General features: G+C 68.6%; 19 protein-coding genes. 6 read left to right on the top strand and 13 right to left on the bottom strand.

Annotated features, from left to right (window positions below):
• Window positions 1–2: 2 nt before the first annotated feature.
• The 8 genes from ACXJJ3_RS19380 to ssd form a co-directional block, all read right to left on the bottom strand.
• Window positions 3–416, bottom strand: a complete 414-nt coding sequence (locus ACXJJ3_RS19380; protein WP_458171607.1) for an NYN domain-containing protein — start codon at window positions 414–416, stop codon at window positions 3–5.
• Window positions 417–458: 42 nt separating this feature from the next.
• Window positions 459–1,079 (bottom strand): response regulator, encoded by a 621-nt coding sequence (locus tag ACXJJ3_RS19385; RefSeq protein WP_458171608.1) that lies wholly within the window; start codon window positions 1,077–1,079, stop codon window positions 459–461.
• Window positions 1,080–1,262: 183 nt separating this feature from the next.
• Window positions 1,263–1,733 (bottom strand): pilus assembly protein TadG-related protein, encoded by a 471-nt coding sequence (locus ACXJJ3_RS19390; RefSeq protein ID WP_458171609.1) that lies wholly within the window; start codon window positions 1,731–1,733, stop codon window positions 1,263–1,265.
• The gene (locus tag ACXJJ3_RS19395) at window positions 1,730–2,344 is read right to left on the bottom strand and encodes a TadE family type IV pilus minor pilin (protein WP_458171610.1); all 615 of its coding nucleotides are present in this window, start codon (window positions 2,342–2,344) and stop codon (window positions 1,730–1,732) included. Before ACXJJ3_RS19395 ends, ACXJJ3_RS19390 begins: the two co-directional genes overlap by 4 nt.
• Window positions 2,345–2,745: 401 nt before the next feature.
• Window positions 2,746–2,961, bottom strand: a complete 216-nt coding sequence (locus ACXJJ3_RS19400) for a DUF4244 domain-containing protein (protein WP_458171611.1) — start codon at window positions 2,959–2,961, stop codon at window positions 2,746–2,748.
• Window positions 2,962–3,412: 451 nt separating this feature from the next.
• Window positions 3,413–4,129: a type II secretion system F family protein gene (locus tag ACXJJ3_RS19405; RefSeq protein ID WP_458171612.1), complete on the bottom strand. Its 717-nt coding sequence runs from the start codon at window positions 4,127–4,129 to the stop codon at window positions 3,413–3,415.
• A 1,418-nt stretch (window positions 4,130–5,547) separates the two neighbouring features.
• Window positions 5,548–6,699, bottom strand: a complete 1,152-nt coding sequence (locus ACXJJ3_RS19410) for a TadA family conjugal transfer-associated ATPase (protein ID WP_458171613.1) — start codon at window positions 6,697–6,699, stop codon at window positions 5,548–5,550.
• Window positions 6,696–7,739: a septum site-determining protein Ssd gene (gene ssd, locus ACXJJ3_RS19415; protein WP_458171614.1), complete on the bottom strand. Its 1,044-nt coding sequence runs from the start codon at window positions 7,737–7,739 to the stop codon at window positions 6,696–6,698. The genes ACXJJ3_RS19410 and ssd overlap by 4 nt, the downstream gene beginning before the upstream one ends.
• A 237-nt stretch (window positions 7,740–7,976) precedes the next feature.
• On the opposite strand from ssd, the gene ACXJJ3_RS19420 reads away from it, so the two are divergent.
• A complete protein-coding gene (locus tag ACXJJ3_RS19420; protein ID WP_458171615.1) occupies window positions 7,977–9,695 on the top strand; it encodes a glycosyl hydrolase family 18 protein in 1,719 nt (572 codons plus the stop codon).
• A 28-nt stretch (window positions 9,696–9,723) separates the two neighbouring features.
• Window positions 9,724–11,265, top strand: a complete 1,542-nt coding sequence (locus ACXJJ3_RS19425) for a cellulose binding domain-containing protein (protein WP_458171616.1) — start codon at window positions 9,724–9,726, stop codon at window positions 11,263–11,265.
• Window positions 11,266–11,288: 23 nt separating this feature from the next.
• Here the strand turns inward: ACXJJ3_RS19425 and ACXJJ3_RS19430 are convergent, their stop codons facing one another.
• Window positions 11,289–12,035, bottom strand: a complete 747-nt coding sequence (locus ACXJJ3_RS19430; protein WP_458171617.1) for a hypothetical protein — start codon at window positions 12,033–12,035, stop codon at window positions 11,289–11,291.
• An 88-nt stretch (window positions 12,036–12,123) separates the two neighbouring features.
• The gene (locus ACXJJ3_RS19435) at window positions 12,124–13,011 is read right to left on the bottom strand and encodes a LysR family transcriptional regulator (protein ID WP_458171618.1); all 888 of its coding nucleotides are present in this window, start codon (window positions 13,009–13,011) and stop codon (window positions 12,124–12,126) included.
• Window positions 13,012–13,082: 71 nt separating this feature from the next.
• Here ACXJJ3_RS19435 and ACXJJ3_RS19440 point away from each other — a divergent pair, with 71 nt between their 5' ends.
• Window positions 13,083–14,291: an MFS transporter gene (locus ACXJJ3_RS19440; RefSeq protein WP_458171619.1), complete on the top strand. Its 1,209-nt coding sequence runs from the start codon at window positions 13,083–13,085 to the stop codon at window positions 14,289–14,291.
• A gap of 4 nt (window positions 14,292–14,295) precedes the next feature.
• On the top strand, window positions 14,296–14,745 hold the full coding sequence (locus tag ACXJJ3_RS19445; protein ID WP_458171620.1) for an aminoacyl-tRNA deacylase: 450 nt from the start codon (window positions 14,296–14,298) through the stop codon (window positions 14,743–14,745).
• Here ACXJJ3_RS19445 and ACXJJ3_RS19450 read toward each other — a convergent pair.
• Together ACXJJ3_RS19450 and ACXJJ3_RS19455 are read right to left on the bottom strand one after the other, a co-directional pair.
• Window positions 14,742–15,638: a helix-turn-helix domain-containing protein gene (locus tag ACXJJ3_RS19450; protein WP_458171621.1), complete on the bottom strand. Its 897-nt coding sequence runs from the start codon at window positions 15,636–15,638 to the stop codon at window positions 14,742–14,744. The genes ACXJJ3_RS19445 and ACXJJ3_RS19450 overlap by 4 nt on opposite strands.
• Before the next feature lie 2 nt (window positions 15,639–15,640).
• Window positions 15,641–17,311: a chitinase gene (locus ACXJJ3_RS19455; protein ID WP_458171622.1), complete on the bottom strand. Its 1,671-nt coding sequence runs from the start codon at window positions 17,309–17,311 to the stop codon at window positions 15,641–15,643.
• 417 nt (window positions 17,312–17,728) lie between these two features.
• Here ACXJJ3_RS19455 and ACXJJ3_RS19460 point away from each other — a divergent pair, with 417 nt between their 5' ends.
• A complete protein-coding gene (locus ACXJJ3_RS19460; protein ID WP_458171623.1) occupies window positions 17,729–18,514 on the top strand; it encodes an HAD family hydrolase in 786 nt (261 codons plus the stop codon).
• A gap of 279 nt (window positions 18,515–18,793) precedes the next feature.
• Here ACXJJ3_RS19460 and ACXJJ3_RS19465 read toward each other — a convergent pair whose 3' ends face one another.
• Window positions 18,794–19,573: a cell filamentation protein Fic gene (locus ACXJJ3_RS19465; RefSeq protein ID WP_458171624.1), complete on the bottom strand. Its 780-nt coding sequence runs from the start codon at window positions 19,571–19,573 to the stop codon at window positions 18,794–18,796.
• Between the two features lie 80 nt (window positions 19,574–19,653).
• On the opposite strand from ACXJJ3_RS19465, the gene ACXJJ3_RS19470 reads away from it, so the two are divergent.
• Window positions 19,654–21,702 (top strand): bifunctional glycosyltransferase/CDP-glycerol:glycerophosphate glycerophosphotransferase, encoded by a 2,049-nt coding sequence (locus tag ACXJJ3_RS19470; RefSeq protein WP_458171625.1) that lies wholly within the window; start codon window positions 19,654–19,656, stop codon window positions 21,700–21,702.
• Window positions 21,703–21,718 lie beyond the last annotated feature (16 nt).

The raw sequence follows: 21,718 nt of genomic DNA on the forward strand, positions 1-21,718 counted from the left end.
TGTCAGGAGAGGGCATCCAGTTGAGACAGGAGCCAGTTGGGCCCGACGGCGGTTGCACCGGTTGGGGTCAGCCGAGCGCGAAGACCTCGGTCGGCCGTAACGACAGTGATGGTGGGGCGGGCCTCCTGCGCAGCAACTTCCTCGGTGACCGTGACGATGGTGTCGTCACCGGACCCGGACGCCAGCACCACGCGGAGGTCACCGGTATCGGGCGCGTCATCGCCTGAAGCGGCTCGCCGTGCAGCACCTTCCAGCACAACGATCACGGCAGTCTCGGGAGACTGCGCCTGGAACGCGGACAGACGAGTCAGCAGACGCCGAGCAGCACCAGCACGATCCCGCCACCACCCGTCCGGCCGCGCCCCGATCACGTTCGCGGCGTCAACGACGATGACCTGCCCCGGCTCGCTCTTCATCACCCCAGTCTGCACGCGAGTACCTGCACCCCGCGATCGGGATCAGTCGAGCAACCACCCGTTCTGCTCGGCCACCTGCACAGCATCCGATCGAGTACGAGCACCCGTCTTCCCGATCGCCGACCACAACCGCGTACGCACCACTCGCTCCGACACGTCCAGCTTCCGCGCCATCAACGACACCGATCCACCGTCCCGCGCCGCACGCAACGTGTCCGTCTCGTCCTCGTTCAACGGTGTCTCCGAGTACCGCAGGTTCTCCGCCGCGAGATTCGCGTCAACCACCCGCAATCCCAGGTGCACCCGCCGTACCGCATCAGCCAACTGCGGCGCCGGACTCCCCTTCAACGCGAACCCTTTCGCCCCGGCATCCAGCCCGCGCCGCATATGCACGGGACGCCCGTACGTGGTCAGCATGACGACCCGGCACTCCGGCATCGAGGTCCGCAGATCCGTGGTGACCGAGATGCTGTCGTTCCCCGGCCCGCCGGCATCGACCAGCGCGACGTTCGCCCGATGCCGCTTCGCGGCACCCACGACATCGTCGGAACGGTTGAGCTCGGCAACGATCTCCAGATCGCGCTCACGCTCCAGACCGCTACGAAGCAGGCCTCGGCTGAGGATCTGGTCATCGACCAGCAGCAGCCGAATCGTGTCGGGCAAAACGAGCCTCCGAGATAACCGTCCGGACGCCGGGGAAGTACGTCCGGAAATGAGCAGTACTCGGTTCCCGATGATGGAACGCTGCCGCATACGCCGTCCACATCAACGCGGCATCTCTACCAGATTGCGACCAGATCGCGACCACACCAGAACCCACTGCAACATTTGCCTGACACCACAACCTCACACCGGCCCCGCCCGCGCCCATCCCACCAGCGTCACCCGCCCCACCCGAAGATCCACCTCCACCGAAACCTGAACGCTGACCACCCCACCAACAACCTCACACCCCACCAACCGAGCCCCATTCCCCCCAGCCACCCGCCCCGCCACTCTGCAGGCCTCACTCCCCGGCGCGACTGCACCTGCCCGTCCTGAGCTACTGAGCAGGTAGCTGCCCCGCCGAGCATCTCCAACGGATGGCGTGGTCAGCACCTGAGCAGCACTGAGAGCAGCCAGATCCGCCGCCGCGCTCACCTTGTGACGCGCAGTCGAGATCGCCGACCAGAGAATCACCGCCGCAAACACCGCGAACAGCAGCACGCCGCAGAACAACACCTGAAGCGTCGCGCTCCCCCGCTCCGACCGCTTCGCACCACAACGAAGCCCACCACCTCGAGCCGCCCTACGCCGCCGGTTGTCTGGGCAAGTCATGGTGTGCCTGGCTCGGATTGAAGGATGGCCGTCGCCGCGAGCTCAGTGGGGGTGATGAACGTGAGGAGCGGCGGACTGTGAGCAGGTTTGACGGCGACAGTCACATGAATGTCAGCCCCCTCGCGAGTAATGGTGACCGTCCCGCTAGGGACCGTACGGTGACCAATCGCCTGTGCAGTCTCAACGGACTCCCCACGGGCAACCGCGCGAGCCACGTCCCGAGCAGCGTCGATGCACCGGATGTTCATCACAACCAACCCAATGGACCAAATCCCCAACAACAACAGGCCCACCAGGACCGGAAGCACCAGCGCCATCTCAGCGGTAACAGCTCCACGCTCCCGCCAACTCGTCCGCAGCCCGCCCCGGGCCACTCTCCTACCGACCACTTTCCGCCCCCTCACCCCGCTCCGCCGCCGACTGCGCCCACCGACGGACAGCAGACTCGTCCCCGGACCGCACGACCGAGACAGCTTGCGGTCGACGGCGTTGGCACGGCCAGCTCGGGACGTTCGCCGCCTGGTAACTCTTCGGGCTGAGGTGGGAGACAACGGAGCGAGGTACGTCTGGAATCTCATAGGACTCCTAACGGAGCGCGGTACGTCTGGCATCTCATAGGACTCCTTAGGTGGCGGCCGACCGCGGAGGGGACGCGGCCAGCCGCCGGTTCAAGGGCGAACTGAACAGCTCGAACAAGGCACGACAAACCCGGCCTCCCGCCACATACCCTCGGGCTTGTGAAGGCCTCTCGGGCTTGTGGAGACTTCCCGGGCTCGTGGAGACCCCTCGGGCTCGTGGAGACCCCTCGGGCTCGTGGAGACCCGCGGACTTGCGGAGACCCATCCGACTTGGGAGCCCCCTCGGACTTGTGGTGGCCCTCGGGCTTTGTGAAGACCACTCGGGCTTGTGGTGGCGCCGATGCAGTAGCTGCGTCTGACGCGGTCGCCGGTGGCGTGACGCTCGCCGCCGCGAGTGTCGCGGGTGCGCCTCCCGATCGGTGGCAGGTGGTGCGCTAGAGGTGGACGCCTTCTACACCAGCGATCTTCAGACCGAAGTTCACGATCGACTTGAGGACGGCCTGCATCGCAGGAGACCTGAGAAGGGCAACCATCGCCCCGCCGAATCCGCAGACGCCGACGATCAGTACGGCGTACTCGGCGGTTATCGCGCCTCGGTCCGGGCACGATCTGCGACGCCGAATCGCCTTGCTCTTAAGGCGAACGAGCATACTCGAAACTAGATCAACGACCGGCGGTCGCATCGCGGGGCGGGTCGGCACAGGGCGGCCAGCAGCCGGGTGAACGGCGGCCGTCCGGGTGGCGGTCGGTAGGGCGACCGCCGGTTGGACAGCCGTTCCGTGACCAGTCATCGGTTGCACAGAAGCCCCGTGAACAACCGTCCGCTGCACGGCAGTCCCGCGAACGGTCATCGGTTGCACAGCTGTCGGTTGCACAGCCGTCGCGGGGACGGCTGCCGGCTGGACGGCGGGCGAGTGGGAGCCGGTCAGAGGGTTGGTGAGCTCGGGCGTCGGAGGGTGGGAGTCGGTGGTAGGTAGTTGTGCGGTTGGCATGCGGGGCTCCTCGGGGGAGGGAGTTTGGTGGGTTGATTGGAGGATGCCGTTGATGAGGTGCCTTGTTTGGAAGGGGTTTGGGGGTTGTGGATAAGTCAGGGGCAGGTGGTTAGGGACGAAGGAGGAAGGGGATCAGTGCGTCGGCGATGGTGGGGACTATGGAGAGGAGGACGAAGGCGGGGAGGAAGCAGAGGCCTAGGGGGAGGGTGGCTCGGGATTCGGCGGCGCGGGCTTGTTGGTCGGCGGTGTGGTGGTTGGCTCGGCGGGTTTCGTCGGAGAGGTGTTCGAGGGTCTTGGAGAGAGGGGCTCCGGAGCGGAGGGAGCGGGAGATGGCTCGGGACATGGGGGCGCAGGAAGGTTCGGAGCTGAGGTGGGACCAGGCGGTTGTTGGGTCGGCACCTAGGGCTAGGTGGTGGGAGATCTTGGTGAAGATGTCCGCTAGGGGTCCGGGGAGGGCTTCGGCTACCAGGGAGAGGGCTTGTTGGGGTGGGCGGCCGGCTCTCAAGGATGCGGTTAGGAGGTCGAGGGCCAGGGGGAGGTCTCGGGAGATTTGGAGGTTGCGTTGTCTAGTGGATGCGGGTTCTAGGCGGGAGAGGGCTTTGGGGATGGCGTAGTAGGCGATGGCGGCTGGGACGAGGCCCCAGGGGAAGCCGACGAGGGTGAGGGCACCTAGGGCGGCGGCGATCGCGGACAGGCGGTGGGTGTGGGGAGGGCGTGGGGTGGTGCTCTGTCGGGGTTTGGTCAGTCGGCGGAGGTCGGGGCGGGGTGGGATGAACAGGTAGGTGCTAAGGGCAACGGTTGCTGCTGCGGCTAGGGCTTGGGGCATGTGGGTCTCGTTGGGCAATTCGGACGCGCTGGTTCTGGTATCTGGGAACGACGGGCGTCGAGTGGTGTGCCGGTGTGGGAGTCGCGGGGGCGGCGAGCGGTGTGCCGGGCATTCGCGCGAGGACACGCGTGGCGGCGCTGGGCGCAAACGAGTGGCCGCTCCGCGGTTCGTAGGTGGATGGATCCGTGGGCCGTGGGTGATCTGAGTGCCGTGGGTGATTTGGCGGCCGGTGACAGGCGGTGATGGGCGCGGTGGTACGGGTACGGGTACGGGTGCGGGGCGCGGGTGCGGGTGCGGGTGCGGGTGCGGGGCACGGTGGCGCGGGGCGCGGGTGCGGGAGGGTGGTGCGGTGGCTGGTGGTTCGATGGTGCGGATGGGTGGGGAGGGTGGTCAGCCGGGGGATCGGCTGGGGACATGGGTGGTCGGCCAGGGCTGGGGTACTTAGGGGGCAGGCTCGGGTGGGTTGGGCCTGGGGGTTAGGGGTTAGGGGTTTGGGGGTTAGGGGTTTGGGGGTTAGGGGTTTGGGGTGGATAGGTGGGTGGTCCAGTGGAGGCCTGTGGTGGTTAGGAGGAGGCCTGTGGCTAGGCAGGCGTAGCCAGGTGGGGTGGTGGTTAGGAAGGTGAGGGGGTGGGCGCCTAGGGCGTAGCCGAGGGCTATGCCGGCGGTGGGGAGGGTGGCCAGGATTCGGGCGGTGGAGCGGGCGGTGGCGAGGCTGGCTTCGGTTTGGCGGTGGATTGCTTCGTCGGCTCGGAGGGAGTTGGCGAGGCGTTCGGTGAGGGTGGCGAAGGTGGCGCCGGATTGTTCGGTGACGCGCCAGGCGGCTGCCAGGGCGCGGAGGCTGGTGGCGCCGGGGGTTGTTGCGGCTTTGGTGAGGGCGGTGGGGACGTCGGCGCCTAGTTGAGCGGCGGCGTGGGCTGGGCGGAAGTCGGGGCTGATGGAAGCGGCGCCTCCGAGGGCGGCTAATGGTGGGCGGCCGGCTGTTAGGTCGGCGGACAGGATGTCGAGGGCTTCGATGATCGTGGCTCGGCGGGTGGCGATGGTCTTTTGGCGGTGGTGGTGGGCTCGTTGGTTGGCGGCCAGGAGGAGGACGGCTGTGATGGCGAGGGTGGAGACGAGGGCTTGGGTGCTGATGAGGGCTGCGGCTGCTGGTGGAAGGGCCAGCCAGGCGCGGGTTGGGCGGCGGCCGAGGTGGCGGCTGAGTGGGATGAGGCGTCGGACGGTGGGGTGAGGGCTGTTGGACGGGTGTTGGTTGGTGGGTTGAGGAGGGGCGGGGTGGGGGTCTAGGAGTTGGTGTCGTAGGTGGTGGAGAGGGGTGGGTCTGGGGTGGGTGGGGGTTAGGCGGTGGAGGCCGGGGCTGCGGGGTGGGAGGGCGAGGGTGGTGGTGAGGAGGGTTAGGAGGGCGGGGAGGAGGGGGGTCGTCATGGGGTGGTGAAGAGGTGGGCGGCGGGGTGGAGGGTGTGGGTGTTGTCGGGGTGGAAGGTGATGGCCGGCTGGGTGGTGAGGGGGTGGTTGAGGGGCTTGGTGAGGGTGTGGATCTCGGCTATTCGGCGGTGGCCGGTGGGGGAGCGGGTCAGGTGGATGACGGCGTGGAGGGCTGAGGCGGCTTGGCTGTGGATGGCTGGTTGGGTGAGGCCGGCGAGGGCGCCCAGGGCTTCGAGGCGGGCGGGGACGTCGGCGGCGGAGTTGGCGTGGATGGTGCCGCAGCCGCCTTCGTGGCCGGTGTTGAGGGCGGTCAGGAGGTCTACGACTTCGGGGCCGCGGACCTCGCCGACGACCAGGCGGTCGGGGCGCATGCGGAGGGCTTGGCGGACCAGGTCGCGGAGGGAGATCTCGCCGGCGCCTTCGACGTTCGGTGGGCGGGCTTCGAGGCGCACGACGTGCGGATGGTCCGGGCGGAGCTCGTTGGCGTCCTCGACGAGGACGATGCGTTCGGCGGGATTCGTCAACGACAGCAGGGAATTGAGGAGCGTGGTCTTGCCTGTGCCGGTACCGCCGCTGATCAGGAACGCGACGCGGGAGTCGAGCAGGTCGTGGAGAATCGCGGCGCCGGCTGGGGGTAGGGCACCGGCGGCGATCAGGTCGTCGAGGGTGAAGACCTTGCGGGACGGGATGCGCAGGGACAGGCAGGTGCCGGGGGCGGCGATCGGGGCGAGGACCGCGTGGAAGCGGGTGCCGTCGGCCAGGCGGACGTCGACGTACGGCGTGGAGTCGTCGAGGCGACGGCCGGCCGCGGCGGCCAGGCGGGTGGCCAGGCGGCGGAGGGCCTGTTCGTCGCCGGTGCGGATCGCGACGAACTCGAGGCCGCGGCCGCGGTCGATGTAGACCTCGTCGGGGCCGTTCACCAGGATGTCGGTGACGCCGGGCTCGGCGAGCAGGCTGTCGAGCGGGCCGGCGCCGAGGGCCTCGCGGCGGAGGGCAGTGACGACCGCGAGGACCATCGCGTCGCCGCAGATCGTGCCGTCGGCGCGGAGCGCTGCCGCGACGTGGACGGGTGTCGGTGCGGCCCCGGTGATCGCAAGGGTGCCGCGAACGCGGTCGAGTAGTCCGTCGGGGACGGCGGTGACGGTCATCGGGGCTCCAGGGAGACGAGGTCGAAGAGGTCGAGGATCTCGGTGGCGGCGCGGCTCAGCGGGCTTCGGCGGTGCGGAGCGAAGCGGCCTTCGTCCATCGCCGCGGGGACCTTCGGGTCGATGCCGACTCTGGTTGCCAAGGGCAAGCAGAGGTGGGCGGCGACGTCGGCGGGCGCGAGGCCGGGCCGGGAGTCGCGGGCGACGACGCGGAGGTCTCCGGCGACGGATCGGAGCGGGCCGGACAGGCGTTTGGCGGCTGCCACCGAGCGGACGTCGCACGGGACCACGAGCAGGGTCGCGGTCGAGCGGATGAAGCCTTCTTCGACGGCTGGATCGGCGCGCCGGGGCAGGTCGAGAACGACCAGGTCGGTGCTGCGCTGGGCGGCGCCGATCACCGAACCCATCGTGTCCGGCGGCAGGACCGTGACGTCGGACTGGTCCCAGGACAGCACCGTCAGGCGGTCGACCGACGGCAGGGCGGAACGGAGCGCGGCGGCACTCACCCGGCCGGAGGCGTTCAGCAGCTTGGGCCAGCGGTCGCCGGGATCGCGCTCGATGCCGAGGGCAAGCTCGATACCGCCGCCGAGCGGATCGCCGTCGATCAGCATGGTCCGGAACCCGCGCCGGTTGCCGAGCACCGCGACCGCCGCGGCGAGCGTCGTCGAGCCCGCTCCCCCGCAGCCGCCGACGAAGGCGAGCGTCATTGCGGCGCAGGTGGTGCCGTCGAGGGCGTCAGCGAGTTTGCCGGCCAGCAGTGGCTCGTCGGCAGGTAGTCGGCAGACCAGGTCGGCGCCGATGTCGAAGGCGGAACGGTAGAGGTCGTCGCCGTCCGCGGCCGAGCCGACCACGATCACACCCGCGCGGTGGGCGGGTTGGAGACGCGCGAGCGGCTCGGCGAGGTCGCGGCCGATCACGACCAGCGAACCCGACTGCCAGTCACGGCGGAGGTCAGAGAGATTGTGCTCGAGCTGAGGCGTGACGGAGGCGGCCGCGGCGAGCCGCAGGAAGTCCTCGAGCAGGGCCTCGTCGGTAGTTGCCATTAGCACCGAATGGGGTGGTGGGTTGGTGTCCATGCCTAGAACATGCCGTTGTTCGGGGGTGTGCGGACACGGCATCGGATCCCTGTGGACAAAGGGTTGTCGGGTTTCCGTCAGCAGCGGGAACCCGCCACGACGAGGCGGAGACCAACCCGCCCCGAACGGTTACCGTTCCTTTCGAAGCGTCTTTAACTAAATTTCACCGGACCGCTTCCGTCCCCATCGCTCCGGAGGAACCAGATGAGTCGATTGCGCACGCTCGCAGCCACCGCCGCCGTCGCGGCCACCGCCCTGATCACCGCCGCCGGCGTCTCTCTCGCGACCCCGGACGCCACCGCGGCCAACGCGGCCACCGCAGCGCCCCAGGCGACCAGCGGTGGCATCAAGACGGCGTACTTCACCCAGTGGGGGATCTACGCCAACGCCTTCTACCCGAAGAACCTGGTCACCACCGGTGCCGCAGGCAAGCTGGACATCCTGAACTACGCCTTCGCGAACATCGACCCGACCAGCCACACCTGCTTCATGGCCAACAAGGCCGCGTCCCAGGACGAGAGCAACCCGAACGCCGGCGACGGCGCGGGTGACGCGTTCGCCGACTACGGCAAGTCGTACGGCGCGGACATCAGCGTCGACGGCGTCGGCGACGTCTGGAACCAGCCGATCCAGGGGAACTTCAACCAGCTCAAGAAGCTCAAGGCGAAGTACCCGAACCTGAAGATCCTGATCTCGATCGGCGGCTGGACGTACTCGAAGTACTTCTCCGACGCGGCCGCCACCGACGCCTCGCGCAAGGCCTTCGTCAGCTCGTGCGTGAACATGTTTCTCAAGGGCGACCTGCCGGTCATCGACGGCTTCGGCGGCGCGGGCTCCGCGGCCGGCATCTTCGACGGTGTCGACCTCGACTGGGAGTACCCGGGCTCGCCGAACGGCCATGTCGGCAACCACTACAGCGCCGCCGACAAGCAGAACTTCACGCTGCTTCTGGCCGAGTTCCGCGCGCAGCTCGACGCGTACGGCGGTCAGACCGGGAAGAAGTACTACCTGACCGCCGCCACCCCGGCCGGTCAGGACAAGATCGCGAACATCGAGACGAACAAGGTCGGGCAGTACCTCGACTACAACAACGTGATGACGTACGACATGCACGGCGGCTGGGAGGCCACCGGGCCGACGAACTTCCAGGACCCGTTGTACACGGCGCCGAACGACCCGAGCAGTCCGATCCCGCCGGGGCAGGGCAAGTACTCCGTCGACTCGGCGGTGAAGGCGTGGACGACCGGCGACTCGGCGTACGGCATCCCGGGCGGGTTCCCGGCGAACAAGCTGAGCATCGGATATCCCTTCTACTACAGGGGATGGAAGGGCGTTCCGGCGACCGACAACGGCAAGTACCAGACGGCGACCGGGCCGGCCGACGGGCATGCGCTGAGCGGTAACGTGCCAGGCGTCTCGTTCTACAAGGAGCTGACCGGCTTCGTCGACAACCCGTCCGCGACGCACTTCGACGACGCCACGCAGTCGAGCTGGTTCTTCAGCAACGGCACGTTCTGGTCCGGAGACAACGCCCAGTCGATCAAGGCGAAGGCCGACTACCAGCACTGCAACGGGCTGGCCGGCGCGATGATGTACTCGCTCGAGGCGCTGGACTCGGGCGTCACGCTCTTCAACAACGTGGTCGACTCCGTCAACGCGAGCACCGCAGGATGCAGTGGCCCGCCGACGACGACTCCCCCGACGACACCGCCGACCACCCCGCCCACAACACCGCCCGCTACCCCGCCGACCACGCCGCCCACCACTCCTCCGGGCCAGGCGTCGCCGTGGGCGCCGAACACGGCGTACGCGGCCGGTGCGCTCGTCACCTACAACGGTGTCACCTACAAGTGCATCCAGAGTCACACCTCCCTGACCGGCTGGGAGCCGCCGAACGTCCCCGCTCTCTGGGGCCGGGTCTGATCACGCACCGCCCACTGATCGGAGCATCATGAAACGCATCTCTCTGGCGATAGCAGCCATCACCGCGGTAGTAGTCGCACTGCTGACCGCACAGGCGGCCAGTGCGGCAGGAATCACTGCCAGCTTCACGAAAGTGTCCGACTGGGGCAGTGGCTTCGAGGGGAAGGTAACGGTCACCAACGGCACCACCAGCTCACTCAGCACCTGGTCGGTCGCGTTGGACTTCCCATCCGGCTACAGCGTCACCAGCACCTGGGACGCCAACCACAGCAGCAGCGGCCAGACGCACACGTTCACCCCGCCGAGCTGGGCCGGTCCGCTCGCCCCTGGCGCGACCGTCTCGTTCGGCTTCAACGGCAGCCCCGGCAACTTCGCCGGCATCGCCTCCTGCCGGTTGAACAGCGGCTCCTGCTCAGGAGGCGGTGGCGGTACGGCCCCCGGCGCACCCAGTGGCCTGTCCGGTACGGCGTCCGCGTCGTCGGTCAGCCTGACGTGGTCCGCCGCGTCCGGTGCCACCAGCTACAACGTCTACCGCAACGGTACGAAGGTCGGCAGCCCCGCCGGTACGTCGTACACCGACTCCGGCCTGTCCGCGAGCACCGCGTACAGCTACCAGGTCAGTGCGTCGAACAGCGCCGGTGAAGGACCGAAGAGCAGCAGCATCTCCGTCACGACCGGCACCAGCGGCGGCAACACCGGCACCAAGCAGGCCGCGCCGTACCTGTACGTCGGCTGGGGCGACCCGCCGAACCCGGCGACCGTAATGAACGCGACCGGCATCAAGTGGTTCACCATGGCGTTCGTGAACTCGTCCGGCGGCTGTAACCCGGCCTGGGACGGCAGCCGTCCGCTGCAGGGCGGCGCGGACGCCAGCACGATCGCCGCGATCCGGGCGGCCGGCGGGGACGTCGTACCGTCGTTCGGCGGCTGGAGTGGCAACAAGCTCGGCCCGAACTGCGGTACGCCGGAAGCGCTCGCCGGCGCGTACCAGCAGGTGATCAACGCGTACGGCCTGAAGGCGATCGACATCGACATCGAGAACTCCGACGAGTTCGAGAACGAGGCAGTGCAGGACCGGATCCTGAACGCGCTGAAGATCGTCAAGCAGAACAATCCGGGTATCGAGACGATCGTCACCTTCGGTACGTCGACGACCGGGCCGAACTACTACGGCAACCGGCTGATCGACCGCTCGAAGGAGCTCGGCGCGAACATCGACGTGTTCACGCTGATGCCGTTCGACTTCGGCAGCTCGAACATCTACAACGACACGGTCGGCGCGTCCCAGGGCCTGAACAACAAGCTGAAGGCGACCTTCGGCTGGTCCACCGCGGAGGCGTACGCGCACCAGGGCATCTCCGGGATGAACGGTCTGTCCGACCAGCAGGAGATGACCAGTACGGCGACCTGGCAGAACATCACCAACTGGGCGAAGAGCAACGGGCTCGGGCGGTTGGCGTTCTGGTCGGTGAACCGGGACCGCGGGTGTGCCGGTGGCGGGGTCGTGTCGAACTGCAGTGGCATTGCCCAGGGTGACTGGGACTTCACGCGGATTACTGCGGGCTTCTAAAAGAGCAGATGGGTCTGGTCGTCTCAGCCGGATTTGATGGCTGAGACGATCAGGCCGTTGCGGGCGTTCTGGCCGAGCGGCCTCGACGGGTGCAGGCCGTCGCGGAGCAGCCGGGACAGCCGGTTCGGGCTGGAGGCCAGGTGCTCGGCCCAGTGCACGATCCGCAGGTTGTCGTGCCGCCGGGCGCCCTCGGCGAGCTGCAGGTTGATCCAGGCGCTGTTGCGTTGGTCGGCGACCTTGACGTCGGGGCCGAGCGCCGTACGGGCCGCCTGGATGTTCACCCAGTACACGGTCCGCTCGTCGCCGACGATCTGCATGGTCCGCTCGATCTGGGCGGCGACCGCGGGCGGCACGAAGATGTCGTTGGAGCCGACCGACATCACGATCCGGTGCGGCAGGCCGTACTGCTCCGACCAGGCCTCGAGCGCGTCCACGGCGGGCGTGACCGGGCGCCCGGCCCAACTGTGGACGGCCATGTTGATCCCGAGCTGCGCCAGTTGCCGGGCCAGTGCCGGGCCGTCCTGCACACCGATGCTGTCGCCGAACATGAAGACGCCGTCGGTCTCCCGCGTCCGGCGGATCTGGGCCTCGTTCGAGATCGCCTTGGCGAAGCCCTCCCAGGCGCTGAGCACGCCGGAGCCGTACGCTCCCGGAGAGAAGTTCGCAGTGGCCTCGGCCGTGCTCGCCGCAACCGTCGACGCAGCCGCCGCGGTCCCCGCGGCGAACAGCATCCGGCGACTTGGCCGGAACCCACTCAGGCGCTTCCTCACGCAGGCAAGGGTGCGGCGGAAAGCCCTCTCTCTGCAAGTCGACACCGGGAAAATCGGACGAACGCTACGGAAGTCGCTGTTCCGGCAGTCAACTGGTCGTCACCGGCCGGGACCGCACGAACGCGCGGAACCGCTCCGCCGCCGGCGTCAGCGGCGTACTCAGCCGCCACGACATCCCGATCTCGCGCTGCGCCCGGACCCCGGCCAGCGGAACGGGTACGGCGCCACTGTCGTTCCCGCGGACCGCGCCGGCCGGGAGGATCGCCACGCCGAGGCCGGCGCCGACCAGGCTGTCGATCGTCGCGAGGTCGGTCGCCTCGAACGCGAGCTGCGGGCTGAACCCGGCCTCCCGGCACAACCGGTCCGTCACCCGCCGGAACCCGAACCCGGGCTGCAACCCGACGAACGCCTCGTCACGCGCCGCCTCCAGCTCGACGCGGCGCCGGGAGGCGAGCGTGTGACCGGGTGGTACGTGCAGCAGCAGCCGCTGCCGCTCCAGGAGATGCCAGCCGAACCGCGACGGATCCGGCCGCGGCGCGATGATCGCAATCTCGGCCTCCCCGCTCTCCAGGTCCTGCACGATGTCGTGCGCCGGCTCCTGCCGCAGCTCGAACTCGACATGCGGCGCCGCCGCCCGGAACGCCTTGAGCAGGTCCGGCATCAGGCTGGTCGCCACCGAGTGCAGGAACGCCAGCCGGACCGTCCCCGACTCCGGGTCGAGCAGCGCGTCGATCCGGCGCCGCGCGGTGTCGACGGCCAGCACCCCGGCCCGCGCCGCCTCCAGCACCAGCCGCCCGTACGGATTCAGCCGTACGCCGCGGCGCTCCCGCTCGAACAGCGGCACCCCGAACGCCCGCTCGACGCGCTGCAGCGACCGGCTCAGATTCGGCTGGCTGGTACCGAGTGCGGCCGCCGCCTCGGTGAGGTGCTCGGTCTCCGCGAGCACCACGAACCACCGCAGATCCTCGACATGCATACCGAAAGCGTATCGACTCTCGCCGATATCGACATTTTACGTATCGCTCGAACAGTGCGACCGTCGAAGACATGCACCAGTCCGTCGCACCCCAGACCGGGTATCTGCCTGGCGACCCGGAGTACCGCAAGCTCTCGGTCGCGCTGTTCGCGGCAGGTCTCGCGACGTTCGCACTGCTCTACAGCACCCAGCCGCTGCTGCCCGAGCTCGTGACGGCGTTCCACGTCTCCCCGAGCCAGAGCGCGTTCAGCGTGTCGTTCGCCACGTTCGGTCTCGGGCTGGCGCTGCTGGTCGCCGGCCCGGCGTCGGAGGTCCTGGGCCGCACCAACCTGATGCGCTGGTCGGTCGCCGCCACGTCCGTGTTCGCCCTGCTCAGCGCCTTCGCCCCGAGCTGGCACCTTCTCCTGGCCCTTCGCGCTCTCCAGGGGATCGCAATGGCCGGCCTCCCGGCGGTAGCCATGGCCTACCTGCGCGAGGAGGTGCACAAGGACAGCCACGCCCGTGCCAGCGGCCTCTACATAGCCGGTACGGCGGTTGGCGGTATGGCGGGTCGCCTGATCGCAGGCGGGTTGTCGGACATCGGCGGGTGGCGCTTCGCGACCGGCGGGATCGCCCTGGTCGGCGTACTGTGCGCGGCCGTCGTATGGCTGCTGCTACCTGCATCACGCAACTTCCACCCCAGCCCGGCTCGCTTGTTCTCCGGCAAGGTCTTCCGGGACCCCGCGCTGCTCGCGCTGTACGGGATCGCCGCGACGGCTGTAGGCGCGTTCGTAGCGGTCTACAACGGCGCAGTCTTCCGGCTGTCCGGTTCGCCCTACCTGTTGAGTGCTGGCGCAGCGGGGCTGGTGTTCTGTGTGTATCTGCTCGGGTCGGCCGGATCGGCAACCGCAGGGACATTGGCCGACCGCTATGGTCGGCGCAAAGTGGTTCCGATCGGCTGTCTGATCACGCTGGCCGGTGTCGCGATCACTCTGGCCGCCCCGCTGCCGTTCATCGTGCTGGGGCTGGCCGTGATGACGGCAGGGTTCTTCGCGGTGCACGGGGTCGCCAGCGGCTGGGTACCGGCGCGTGCGCACGCCAGCGGCGTCGGAACGGGTCAGGCATCGAGCATGTACCTGTTCTCGTTCTACCTGGGCTCCTCCGTCTTCGGAGGACTTGCCGGTACGGCGTGGAGCCGGGCGCAGTGGACCGGGGTCGCGGCCGAGGCCGGTGCGCTGTTCGTGGTCACGCTGATCCTCGCGCTGCTGCTGAAGAACGTTCCCAGCCGGGTGCAAAACTAGCCGGGTGACGAAGGCGACGGATGCTGCAGACCAACTGGGACTCAGCTACGAGGTGACCAGGCACGGCCGTGTGAACTCGCTGGAGGAGGCCGCTGCCGCCCGTGGCATCGAGCCGGCCCGGCTGATCAAGACGATCGTCGTACGGCTCTCGGACGACGACTACCGGTTCGTCCTGGTGCCGGGCGACCGCGAGATCGCGTGGCCGAAGCTGCGCGCGCTGCTCGGGGTCAACCGGATCTCGATGCCGGACAAGGACACGGCGTACGACGTCACCGGGTATGTCCGCGGGACGATCACGCCGCTGGGCAGCACGCACGACTGGCCAGTGATCGCGGACGAGCGGATCACCGGCACGATCTCGATCGGCGGCGGCGACCACGGCGTAGGCATCACAGTGGACACCCAGGCGCTCACGAAGGCCCTGGGCGCCACCGTGGCCGACGTTACCGACTAGACGAGCAGACCCTGCTGGCCGGCGCGTAGGCCGGCCTGGAAACGGGTCGTGGCGTCCAAAGCCCTCAGGATGCGCTGCATACGGCGTTCCACTGTTCGCTGAGCCACACCGAGCCGACGGGCGATGGCTTGGTCCGTGAGACCGGCAGCCGCCAACGACAAGAGCTGCTGGTCGTCCGACGTCAGCGGGCCCTCGGACACCGTTGGAGTCAAAGGACTGGCCTGCTGCCACAAGAGGTCGAAGAGACGGAGCAGTGCGTCCAAGAGACTCGACGGGCCGAGCTCCACGACCATGTCCGCACCGGTCGGCAGCAGGGCGAGACGGCGGTCCACAACGACCAGCTTGAGCGGGACGTCCCGCAGCATCCGGCAGCACCCGGACGACCGCGCCGCGGCCAGATCCCCCGGCTGGGACAGCGAGTCCATGTCGTAGATCGTCCGGTACGTCACCCCGTGACGCGGCGACACCAACAGCTGATCCAGCACGAGTACTTCGTCCTGCGCGCACTGGTGTGCCTGGTAGAACCGCTGCGCAATCGCCTCGGTGCCGCGGATCACCGTGAACGCATCCGGCTGCCGGAACTCGGCCGACAGCATCGCAGCGCCCAGCCGGGCCTCTACGATCGCGGCCTGCTTCCGCAGCGCCAACAGCTCGACAGCCGCATCCGGTACGGCGGGAACGTACCTGGCCGGGCGGCCCGGCGTACGGGACGCCAGACCGAGCGACAAGAGCGACCGTAGGTGCCGGCTGACCCGGTTGGCGGGCCAGTCGACGGACGACGCCAGATCGGTGGCAGTGGACTCCGGGCGGGCCAGAAGCACCCGGTAGAGCTGCTCGTCCTCCGAGCAGACACCGAGCGCCTCCAGCACCGGAGCCGGTCGAAAGCTGTGCATGATCAGGGCAGACCGTGCACGTGGCCGCCGACCTGAGAAGCGAACTGGTTGCCGTTCGAGGCGTCCCAGTTCGTCGACCAGGTCATCGCCCCACGCAGCGAGGGCCACGGGGAGCTCGGCTTGTAGGCGCCGCAGCCGGTGCCCTTGGTGAGGCAGTCCAGCGCGTTGTTGACGACCGTCGGGTCGACGTACCCGCTGCCGGCTGCCCGGGACGACGCCGGCAGTCCCAGACCGACCTGGTCCGGACGCAGGCCGCCCTGCAGCATGATGCAGGCCTGTGCGGTGATGAAGTCCACCGTGCCCTGCGAGTACACCTGGCCGTTGCAGCCGTTCATCGAGCCCGAGTTGTAGTACTGCACGTTGACGATGGTCAGGATGTCCTTGATCGCCAGCGCCAGCTTGAAGTACTCGGTCGAGGTGCTCTGCATGTCGATCGTCTGCGGCGCCATGGTGATCACCAGCCCGCTGCCGAACTGGCTCTGCAGGCTCTTCAGCGCCTGACCCATGTACTGCGCGTTGACGCCGTTCTCCAGGTCGATGTCGATCCCGTCGAACCCGTACGTCCGCAGCACCGACAGCGCGCTGGACGCGAAGTTCGCGGCGGCTGTCGAGTCGCCGACGGAGATGCTGCCGTTCTGGCCGCCGACGGACAGGATGACCTTCTTACCGGCGGCCTGCTTCGCCTTGATGTCCGCCTTGAACTGGTCGACCGTGTATCCGCCGAGCCCCGCACTGTCCAGGTTGAACGTGATCCCGCCCGGCTTGGACGCGTCGGCGTCCGCGAACGCCACCGCGATCACGTCGTACGCGGCCGGGACGTCGGAGATCTTCTGCACAGTCGCGCCGTTGTTGAAGTTCTGCCAGTACCCCGTCAGCGCGTGCGCGGGCAAGGTCCCGGTGTTCGACCCACCTTCGGAGGTGGTGCCCGACACGGCAGCGCCGTACGGCGAGCAGTTGCCGCTCGGGTCGCACGCCCGCACCTTGAAGGAGTAGGTGGTCGCCGCAGCCAAGCCCGTAGCGGTCCAGCTGGTCACGTTGCCCACGCTCTGCGCGGCGCCGGTCCCTTGGACGACGTCGTAGTGGTCGATCCCGTTCGCGTCGGACGCGGCCGACCAGGTCAGCTTGAGCGAGCTGGAGGTCGGGCTGCCGACGGCCAGGCCACCCGGCGTCGACGGGGGCGTCGTGTCCGCAGCGCCGCCGGGGCCGTCGAGTACGACGTCGTCGACCTGGTACGCCGGGAGCGCGTACCAACTGTGGACGTAGATCGTCACCGACGTCACATTGCCGGTGGTGAACGGAACGGTCAGCTGAGACCAACCTGAGCTGGTCGTCCACGTCGAGGCACCACCGTCCACTCCGAGGTAGACGTTCGACCCCTTGACCCACGCGGACAAGGTGTACGCCGTATTGGGCTGGACCGCTATCGACTGCGTGCACTGGGCGATGTCACTCGAGCTCGGCGTTGCCGAGAGCGCGTACGAGCCGGCGTGCGGGTCGGACGTCGTGACGCCGCCGGCCGGGCAGTTCCAGCCGGAGAGCGTGCCGGACTCGAACCCGGCGTTCGTGACGAGATTGGTGGCCGCGGACGCGGTACCGGGGACCAGGAAGGCCATGACTACGGCGATCAGGCTGATGACGACCGCTGCCTGGGGGCGGTGTGCAGGCGGTTTCATGCCTTACAACCTGTGACCAGTCAATTACATTGTCAAGACCCTGCATAAAGTGAGAACGCTCCCACGCGCAGAAAAGCGAGAATCTTTACGGGTTCTTGGCTGTCCCGAGAAAGGCGACGGCCCCCGGCGGGGGGGTGACCGGGGGCCGTCTTCGGCCACGGGCTCGGGGGGAGGAGCCGGGGGCCGTTCAGGAGGCGACAGTCTGCCACTGTCAGGGGGTATGTACCCCCCAAGACCGGGCTTCACACATCTCAGTTCGGTTTCGACCGATTGTGTGTCACCCAGGCGCTGAACCCACCCGATCGGGTGGTTCCGGCCAGTGCCACTGTCACACTGCCCACCAGTCTAACGGGATACCGGCCCACGCAAAAGCCCGGGTCCCCCGGGCGTTTCGTCCGACTGCCTATCCTCGTCTGCATGACGGCTCGATCGGCAGCTTTCTTCGATCTGGACAAGACCATTCTGGCCCGCTCCAGCACGCTGGCCTTCTCACGCCCGTTCTACGCCGGCGGGCTGATCAACCGCCGGACCGTGCTGCGCAGCGCCTACGCCCAGTTCGTCTACCTGCTCGGCGGCGCCGACCACGACCAGATGGAGCGGATGCGCGAGTACATCTCGGCGATGTGCGCCGGCTGGGACGTCTCGACCGTGAAGGCGATCGTCGCCGACACCCTCGACCACATCGTCCGGCCGATGATCCACGCCGAGGCGGTCGAGCTGATCGAGCAGCACCACCGCGACGGCCGGGACGTGGTGATCGTGTCCTCGTCCGGCGCCGAGGTGGTGGAGCCGATCGGCGCGATGCTCGGCGCCGACAAGGTGATCGCCACCCGGATGGTCGTTGCTGACGGCAAGTACACCGGCGAGATCGCCGAGTACGCGTACGGTCCGCACAAGGTGACCGCGATCGAGGCGCTGGCCGCCACCGAGGGCTACGACCTCGCGACCTCCTACGGGTACTCCGACTCGATCACCGACGAGCCGTTGCTGGCCGCCGTCGGGCACCCGTTCGCGGTCAACCCGGACAAGGCGTTGCGGCGGGTCGCGACCGAGCGCGGCTGGCCGATCCTGGAATTCGCGGAGCCCTCGGAGCACACTGGCTTCCAGGGCGTACGACGACCAGCGGTAGCGGCCGGCGTGATCGCCGCGGTGGCCGCGGGAGCACTTCTGATGGCTTCCCGGCGGCGTGCCCGAAGCCGCTGAAAGCTGAAGACAGCTTCATGTTCTCAACTCCATGAACACGCCGGATCCCCTTCCCAGAAAGGCGTTTCAGGAGTACAAAGGAATCAACAAAGGGCCTTCGGGTCCGGTAGAGATTGCACGACAACCCAGGAACCCACGCGGCGACCAGCCCATCCCAAAGGGGCAGCGCGACCCAGGCATCGTCCTGAGGCGGCAAACCGGTGCACGCATGGTAACCAGGGTGACGTGTCAGCGACGGCGCTCTCCCCGTGAGAGCGCCGCTCGCATGTCCGGCGCAGCTCAGGAGGACGTGGCCAACGGCGAGAGTTCGGCACCTTTTGTCACGACCTCGCAGGACCGCAGCAACCAGTCACGAACGCCGGTCAGGCCTCGCGCTGCGTAGTCGGTGAGCCCCGACGCATAGGTTGCCTGCAACACATAGTGACCGCCCTCCGGCACCGTGACCGCGACCGGGTCGATGCCACGGGCAACCAACAGGCAGCGCTCGGCGGCCCGGGCAACGAGTCCGTTCGCGGCCGGGAACGGGCGCAGTACGGCGAGTTCGGCGTGCACGATCGCGGCGACCACCAGACCGGGCGCCTTGGTCGGGCGGGTGAGGTTCTGCGCGAGGGCGCTGAGCCGCTCCCACATCTCGTCGGCGCCGGGCGCGGGCGGCAGTCCCGGGATGTCGTCGGGCACGGGTTCCGCACTGGTCCGCAGATGTCCCAACTGGTCCTCTCCGACCAGGTCGGCCGCGGCCAGCTGGTGCAGTCTGGTCCAGACCTGCACCGGTGCCTTGTCCACCTGCGGCGCCAGCGTCATCAGTTCGCCGGTCATCCGGACGGCCCCGGCGGCGAGTCCGTCGGCCGCGCCACGCCGTACGTCGTCGACCGCCGCCGTACTGCCGGCCAGCGCGGCGGAGGCGTGCGCGCCGCGGAGCAGCGCCTCGGCGGTCATGTCCGCTCCGACCCGCCGCAGACCGCGGTCCCGGAGCAGTACGTCGACCGCGTCCCGAGCCGCCTGCGCCGCCGATCCGACCCCTTCCAGGCCCGCCAGCGGCTCGAACACATCAACACTCATGCCCTGACCTTAGAGACCCGATGGGTAGGTGGCACCTGCTGAGCCCCGCCTACCCATCGGATCTCTTAAGATGACGAGGCATGGCCCCCAAGTTCAGCATCGTGGTCCCCTGTCATGCCTCGCGGGCATGGTTGCGGCCATGCCTGGACTCGGTGCTCGGGCAGTCGTTCACCGACTTCGAGGTGATCGCGGTCGACGACGCGGACCCGGGCGGGTCGGGCCGGATCCTGGACGAGTACGCCGCGGTCGACCCGCGGGTGCGGGTGCTGCACCTGGACGAGAACGTCGGGCTCGGGCCGACCCGGAACGCCGGGCTGAAGGAGTGCCGCGGCGAGTACGTGCTGTTCCTGGACGCCGACGACACCTACTCGGCCGGGTCGCTCGCGGCGATCGCGGACCGGATCGACGACACCGACCGGCCGGACATCGTGATGTTCGACTACGAGCGGAACTTCTGGGACGGCCGGGTGCTCGGCAGCCAGCGGCACGAGGCGTTCGCGCGCGAGGGCGCCGGCGTCTTCACGGCGGCCGAGCGGCCGATCTTCCTGACCTTCCTCGAGGTGGTCTGGAACAAGGCGTACCGGCGGACGTTCCTCAGCCGGCACGGCTTCGCGTTCACGTCCGGCTTCTACGAGGACGCGCCCTGGACGTACTCGACGATGCTGACCGCCGAGCGGATCGCGACCCTCGACCGGATCGTCGTGCACTACCGGCAGCACCGCACCGGCGGCAACATCCACGCGACCAGCGGCCACCGGCAGTGGGACATCTTCGACCAGTACGACCGGGTGCACGCGTTCATCCAGTCCGACCCGGAGCTGACCGGCTGGCGGCGGTTCGCGTTCGACCGGTCGCTCGACCACATCCTGGCCGTGCTCGCGAAGCCCGAGCGGATCGACACCGAGGACCGGGCCGACTTCTTCCACGCCGCGCACGCGTTCGCGAAGCGCTGGAAACCCGAGGGCTACACCACCGATCGGACGGCCCGCGGGTTCAAGCGCTGGCTGGTGATCCACGACGACTACGCGACCTACTCGACGCTCAAACTGAGCGCCCGGATGCTGCAGGTCCCGAGCCCGCGGAAGACGGTCGGCAAGCTGCTGCGCCGCGGCAAGCTCGACCGGAACCTGGTCGCCTACGGCTCCTATTCGTTCACTCAGTACGCCGGGAATCCGCGCGCGATCTACGAGGAGGCCGCCGTGCTCGCGCCGCACCTGCGCGGCGTCTGGGTCGTCGACGGTGACCACCTGAGCGCGATCCCGGAGGGCGTCGAGTACGTCGTCGCGGGCTCGCCGGCGTACGAGAAGCTGCTCGGCCGGGCGACGTACTTCGTCAGCAACACCAACTGGCCGAAGGACCTGGACAAGCGCGAGGGGCAGATCCACCTGCAGACCCAGCACGGTACGCCGCTGACGACGGTGCGGCTGCCGGCCGAGGGCCAGGAGGAGCTGATGCGCGAGGTCGACCGCTGGGACTTCAACCTGTCCTCGAACCGGTACTCGTCGGAGATCTGGGAGCGCACGTACCCGTCGTACTTCGAGGAGCTCGAATACGGGTACCCGCGCAACGACCGGCTGCTGACCGCGACCCTCGACCAGGTCCGCGCGATCCGGGCCGGCCTCGGGTACGACGACTCGCACCTGGTGATCCTGTACGCGCCGTCCGGGGACGGTCTCGACCCGGGCCAGCTGGCGCTCGCGGCCGGGCCGCACGCCCGCGTGCTGTTGCCGAAGGCACCGGTCGAGGACCTGATGCTGGCCGCCGACGTGCTGGTCTCGGACCACTCGTCGATCACCTTCGACTACGCGAACCTGGACCGGCCGATCGTGCTGCACGTGGACGACGAGGACCGGCGGAGCACGTACTTCGACGTCACGGAGTTCTCGCCGGGCGTGGTCGCGCGGTCCGCGGAGGAACTGTTCGGCGTCCTCCGCAGCGGGGCGTTCGCGGCGCCCGAGGCGGCCAAGCACCGGCAGCTGTTCCGGGAGAAGTTCTGCGAGTTCGACGACGGGCACGCGGCCGAGCGGGTGGTCCGGCGGGTGCTGCTCGGCGAGCCCGACGTACCGCCGATCGTGCCGCTGCAGGACCGGACCCCGGCACCGTCGGCGTACTTCGTGCATAATGGCTGACATGTCGATCAGCCTG

The sequence above is a fragment of the Kribbella sp. WER1 genome (assembly GCF_054189145.1).

What these genes read in the sequence shown, in the direction of transcription:
- ACXJJ3_RS19440 (WP_458171619.1), top strand. Translation starts at nt 13,083, where the DNA reads ATGCACCAGTCCGTCGCACCCCAGACCGGGTATCTGCCTGGCGACCCG.
- ACXJJ3_RS19410 (WP_458171613.1), bottom strand. Translation starts at nt 6,699, where the DNA reads ATGACCGTCACCGCCGTCCCCGACGGACTACTCGACCGCGTTCGCGGC.
- ACXJJ3_RS19470 (WP_458171625.1), top strand. Translation starts at nt 19,654, where the DNA reads ATGGCCCCCAAGTTCAGCATCGTGGTCCCCTGTCATGCCTCGCGGGCA.
- ACXJJ3_RS19420 (WP_458171615.1), top strand. Translation starts at nt 7,977, where the DNA reads ATGAGTCGATTGCGCACGCTCGCAGCCACCGCCGCCGTCGCGGCCACC.
- ACXJJ3_RS19465 (WP_458171624.1), bottom strand. Translation starts at nt 19,573, where the DNA reads ATGAGTGTTGATGTGTTCGAGCCGCTGGCGGGCCTGGAAGGGGTCGGA.
- ACXJJ3_RS19390 (WP_458171609.1), bottom strand. Translation starts at nt 1,733, where the DNA reads ATGACTTGCCCAGACAACCGGCGGCGTAGGGCGGCTCGAGGTGGTGGG.
- ACXJJ3_RS19435 (WP_458171618.1), bottom strand. Translation starts at nt 13,011, where the DNA reads ATGCATGTCGAGGATCTGCGGTGGTTCGTGGTGCTCGCGGAGACCGAG.
- ACXJJ3_RS19380 (WP_458171607.1), bottom strand. Translation starts at nt 416, where the DNA reads ATGAAGAGCGAGCCGGGGCAGGTCATCGTCGTTGACGCCGCGAACGTG.
- ACXJJ3_RS19455 (WP_458171622.1), bottom strand. Translation starts at nt 17,311, where the DNA reads ATGAAACCGCCTGCACACCGCCCCCAGGCAGCGGTCGTCATCAGCCTG.
- ACXJJ3_RS19425 (WP_458171616.1), top strand. Translation starts at nt 9,724, where the DNA reads ATGAAACGCATCTCTCTGGCGATAGCAGCCATCACCGCGGTAGTAGTC.
- ACXJJ3_RS19460 (WP_458171623.1), top strand. Translation starts at nt 17,729, where the DNA reads ATGACGGCTCGATCGGCAGCTTTCTTCGATCTGGACAAGACCATTCTG.
- ssd (WP_458171614.1), bottom strand. Translation starts at nt 7,739, where the DNA reads ATGGCAACTACCGACGAGGCCCTGCTCGAGGACTTCCTGCGGCTCGCC.
- ACXJJ3_RS19395 (WP_458171610.1), bottom strand. Translation starts at nt 2,344, where the DNA reads ATGCCAGACGTACCGCGCTCCGTTAGGAGTCCTATGAGATTCCAGACG.
- ACXJJ3_RS19400 (WP_458171611.1), bottom strand. Translation starts at nt 2,961, where the DNA reads ATGCTCGTTCGCCTTAAGAGCAAGGCGATTCGGCGTCGCAGATCGTGC.
- ACXJJ3_RS19450 (WP_458171621.1), bottom strand. Translation starts at nt 15,638, where the DNA reads ATGCACAGCTTTCGACCGGCTCCGGTGCTGGAGGCGCTCGGTGTCTGC.
- ACXJJ3_RS19405 (WP_458171612.1), bottom strand. Translation starts at nt 4,129, where the DNA reads ATGCCCCAAGCCCTAGCCGCAGCAGCAACCGTTGCCCTTAGCACCTAC.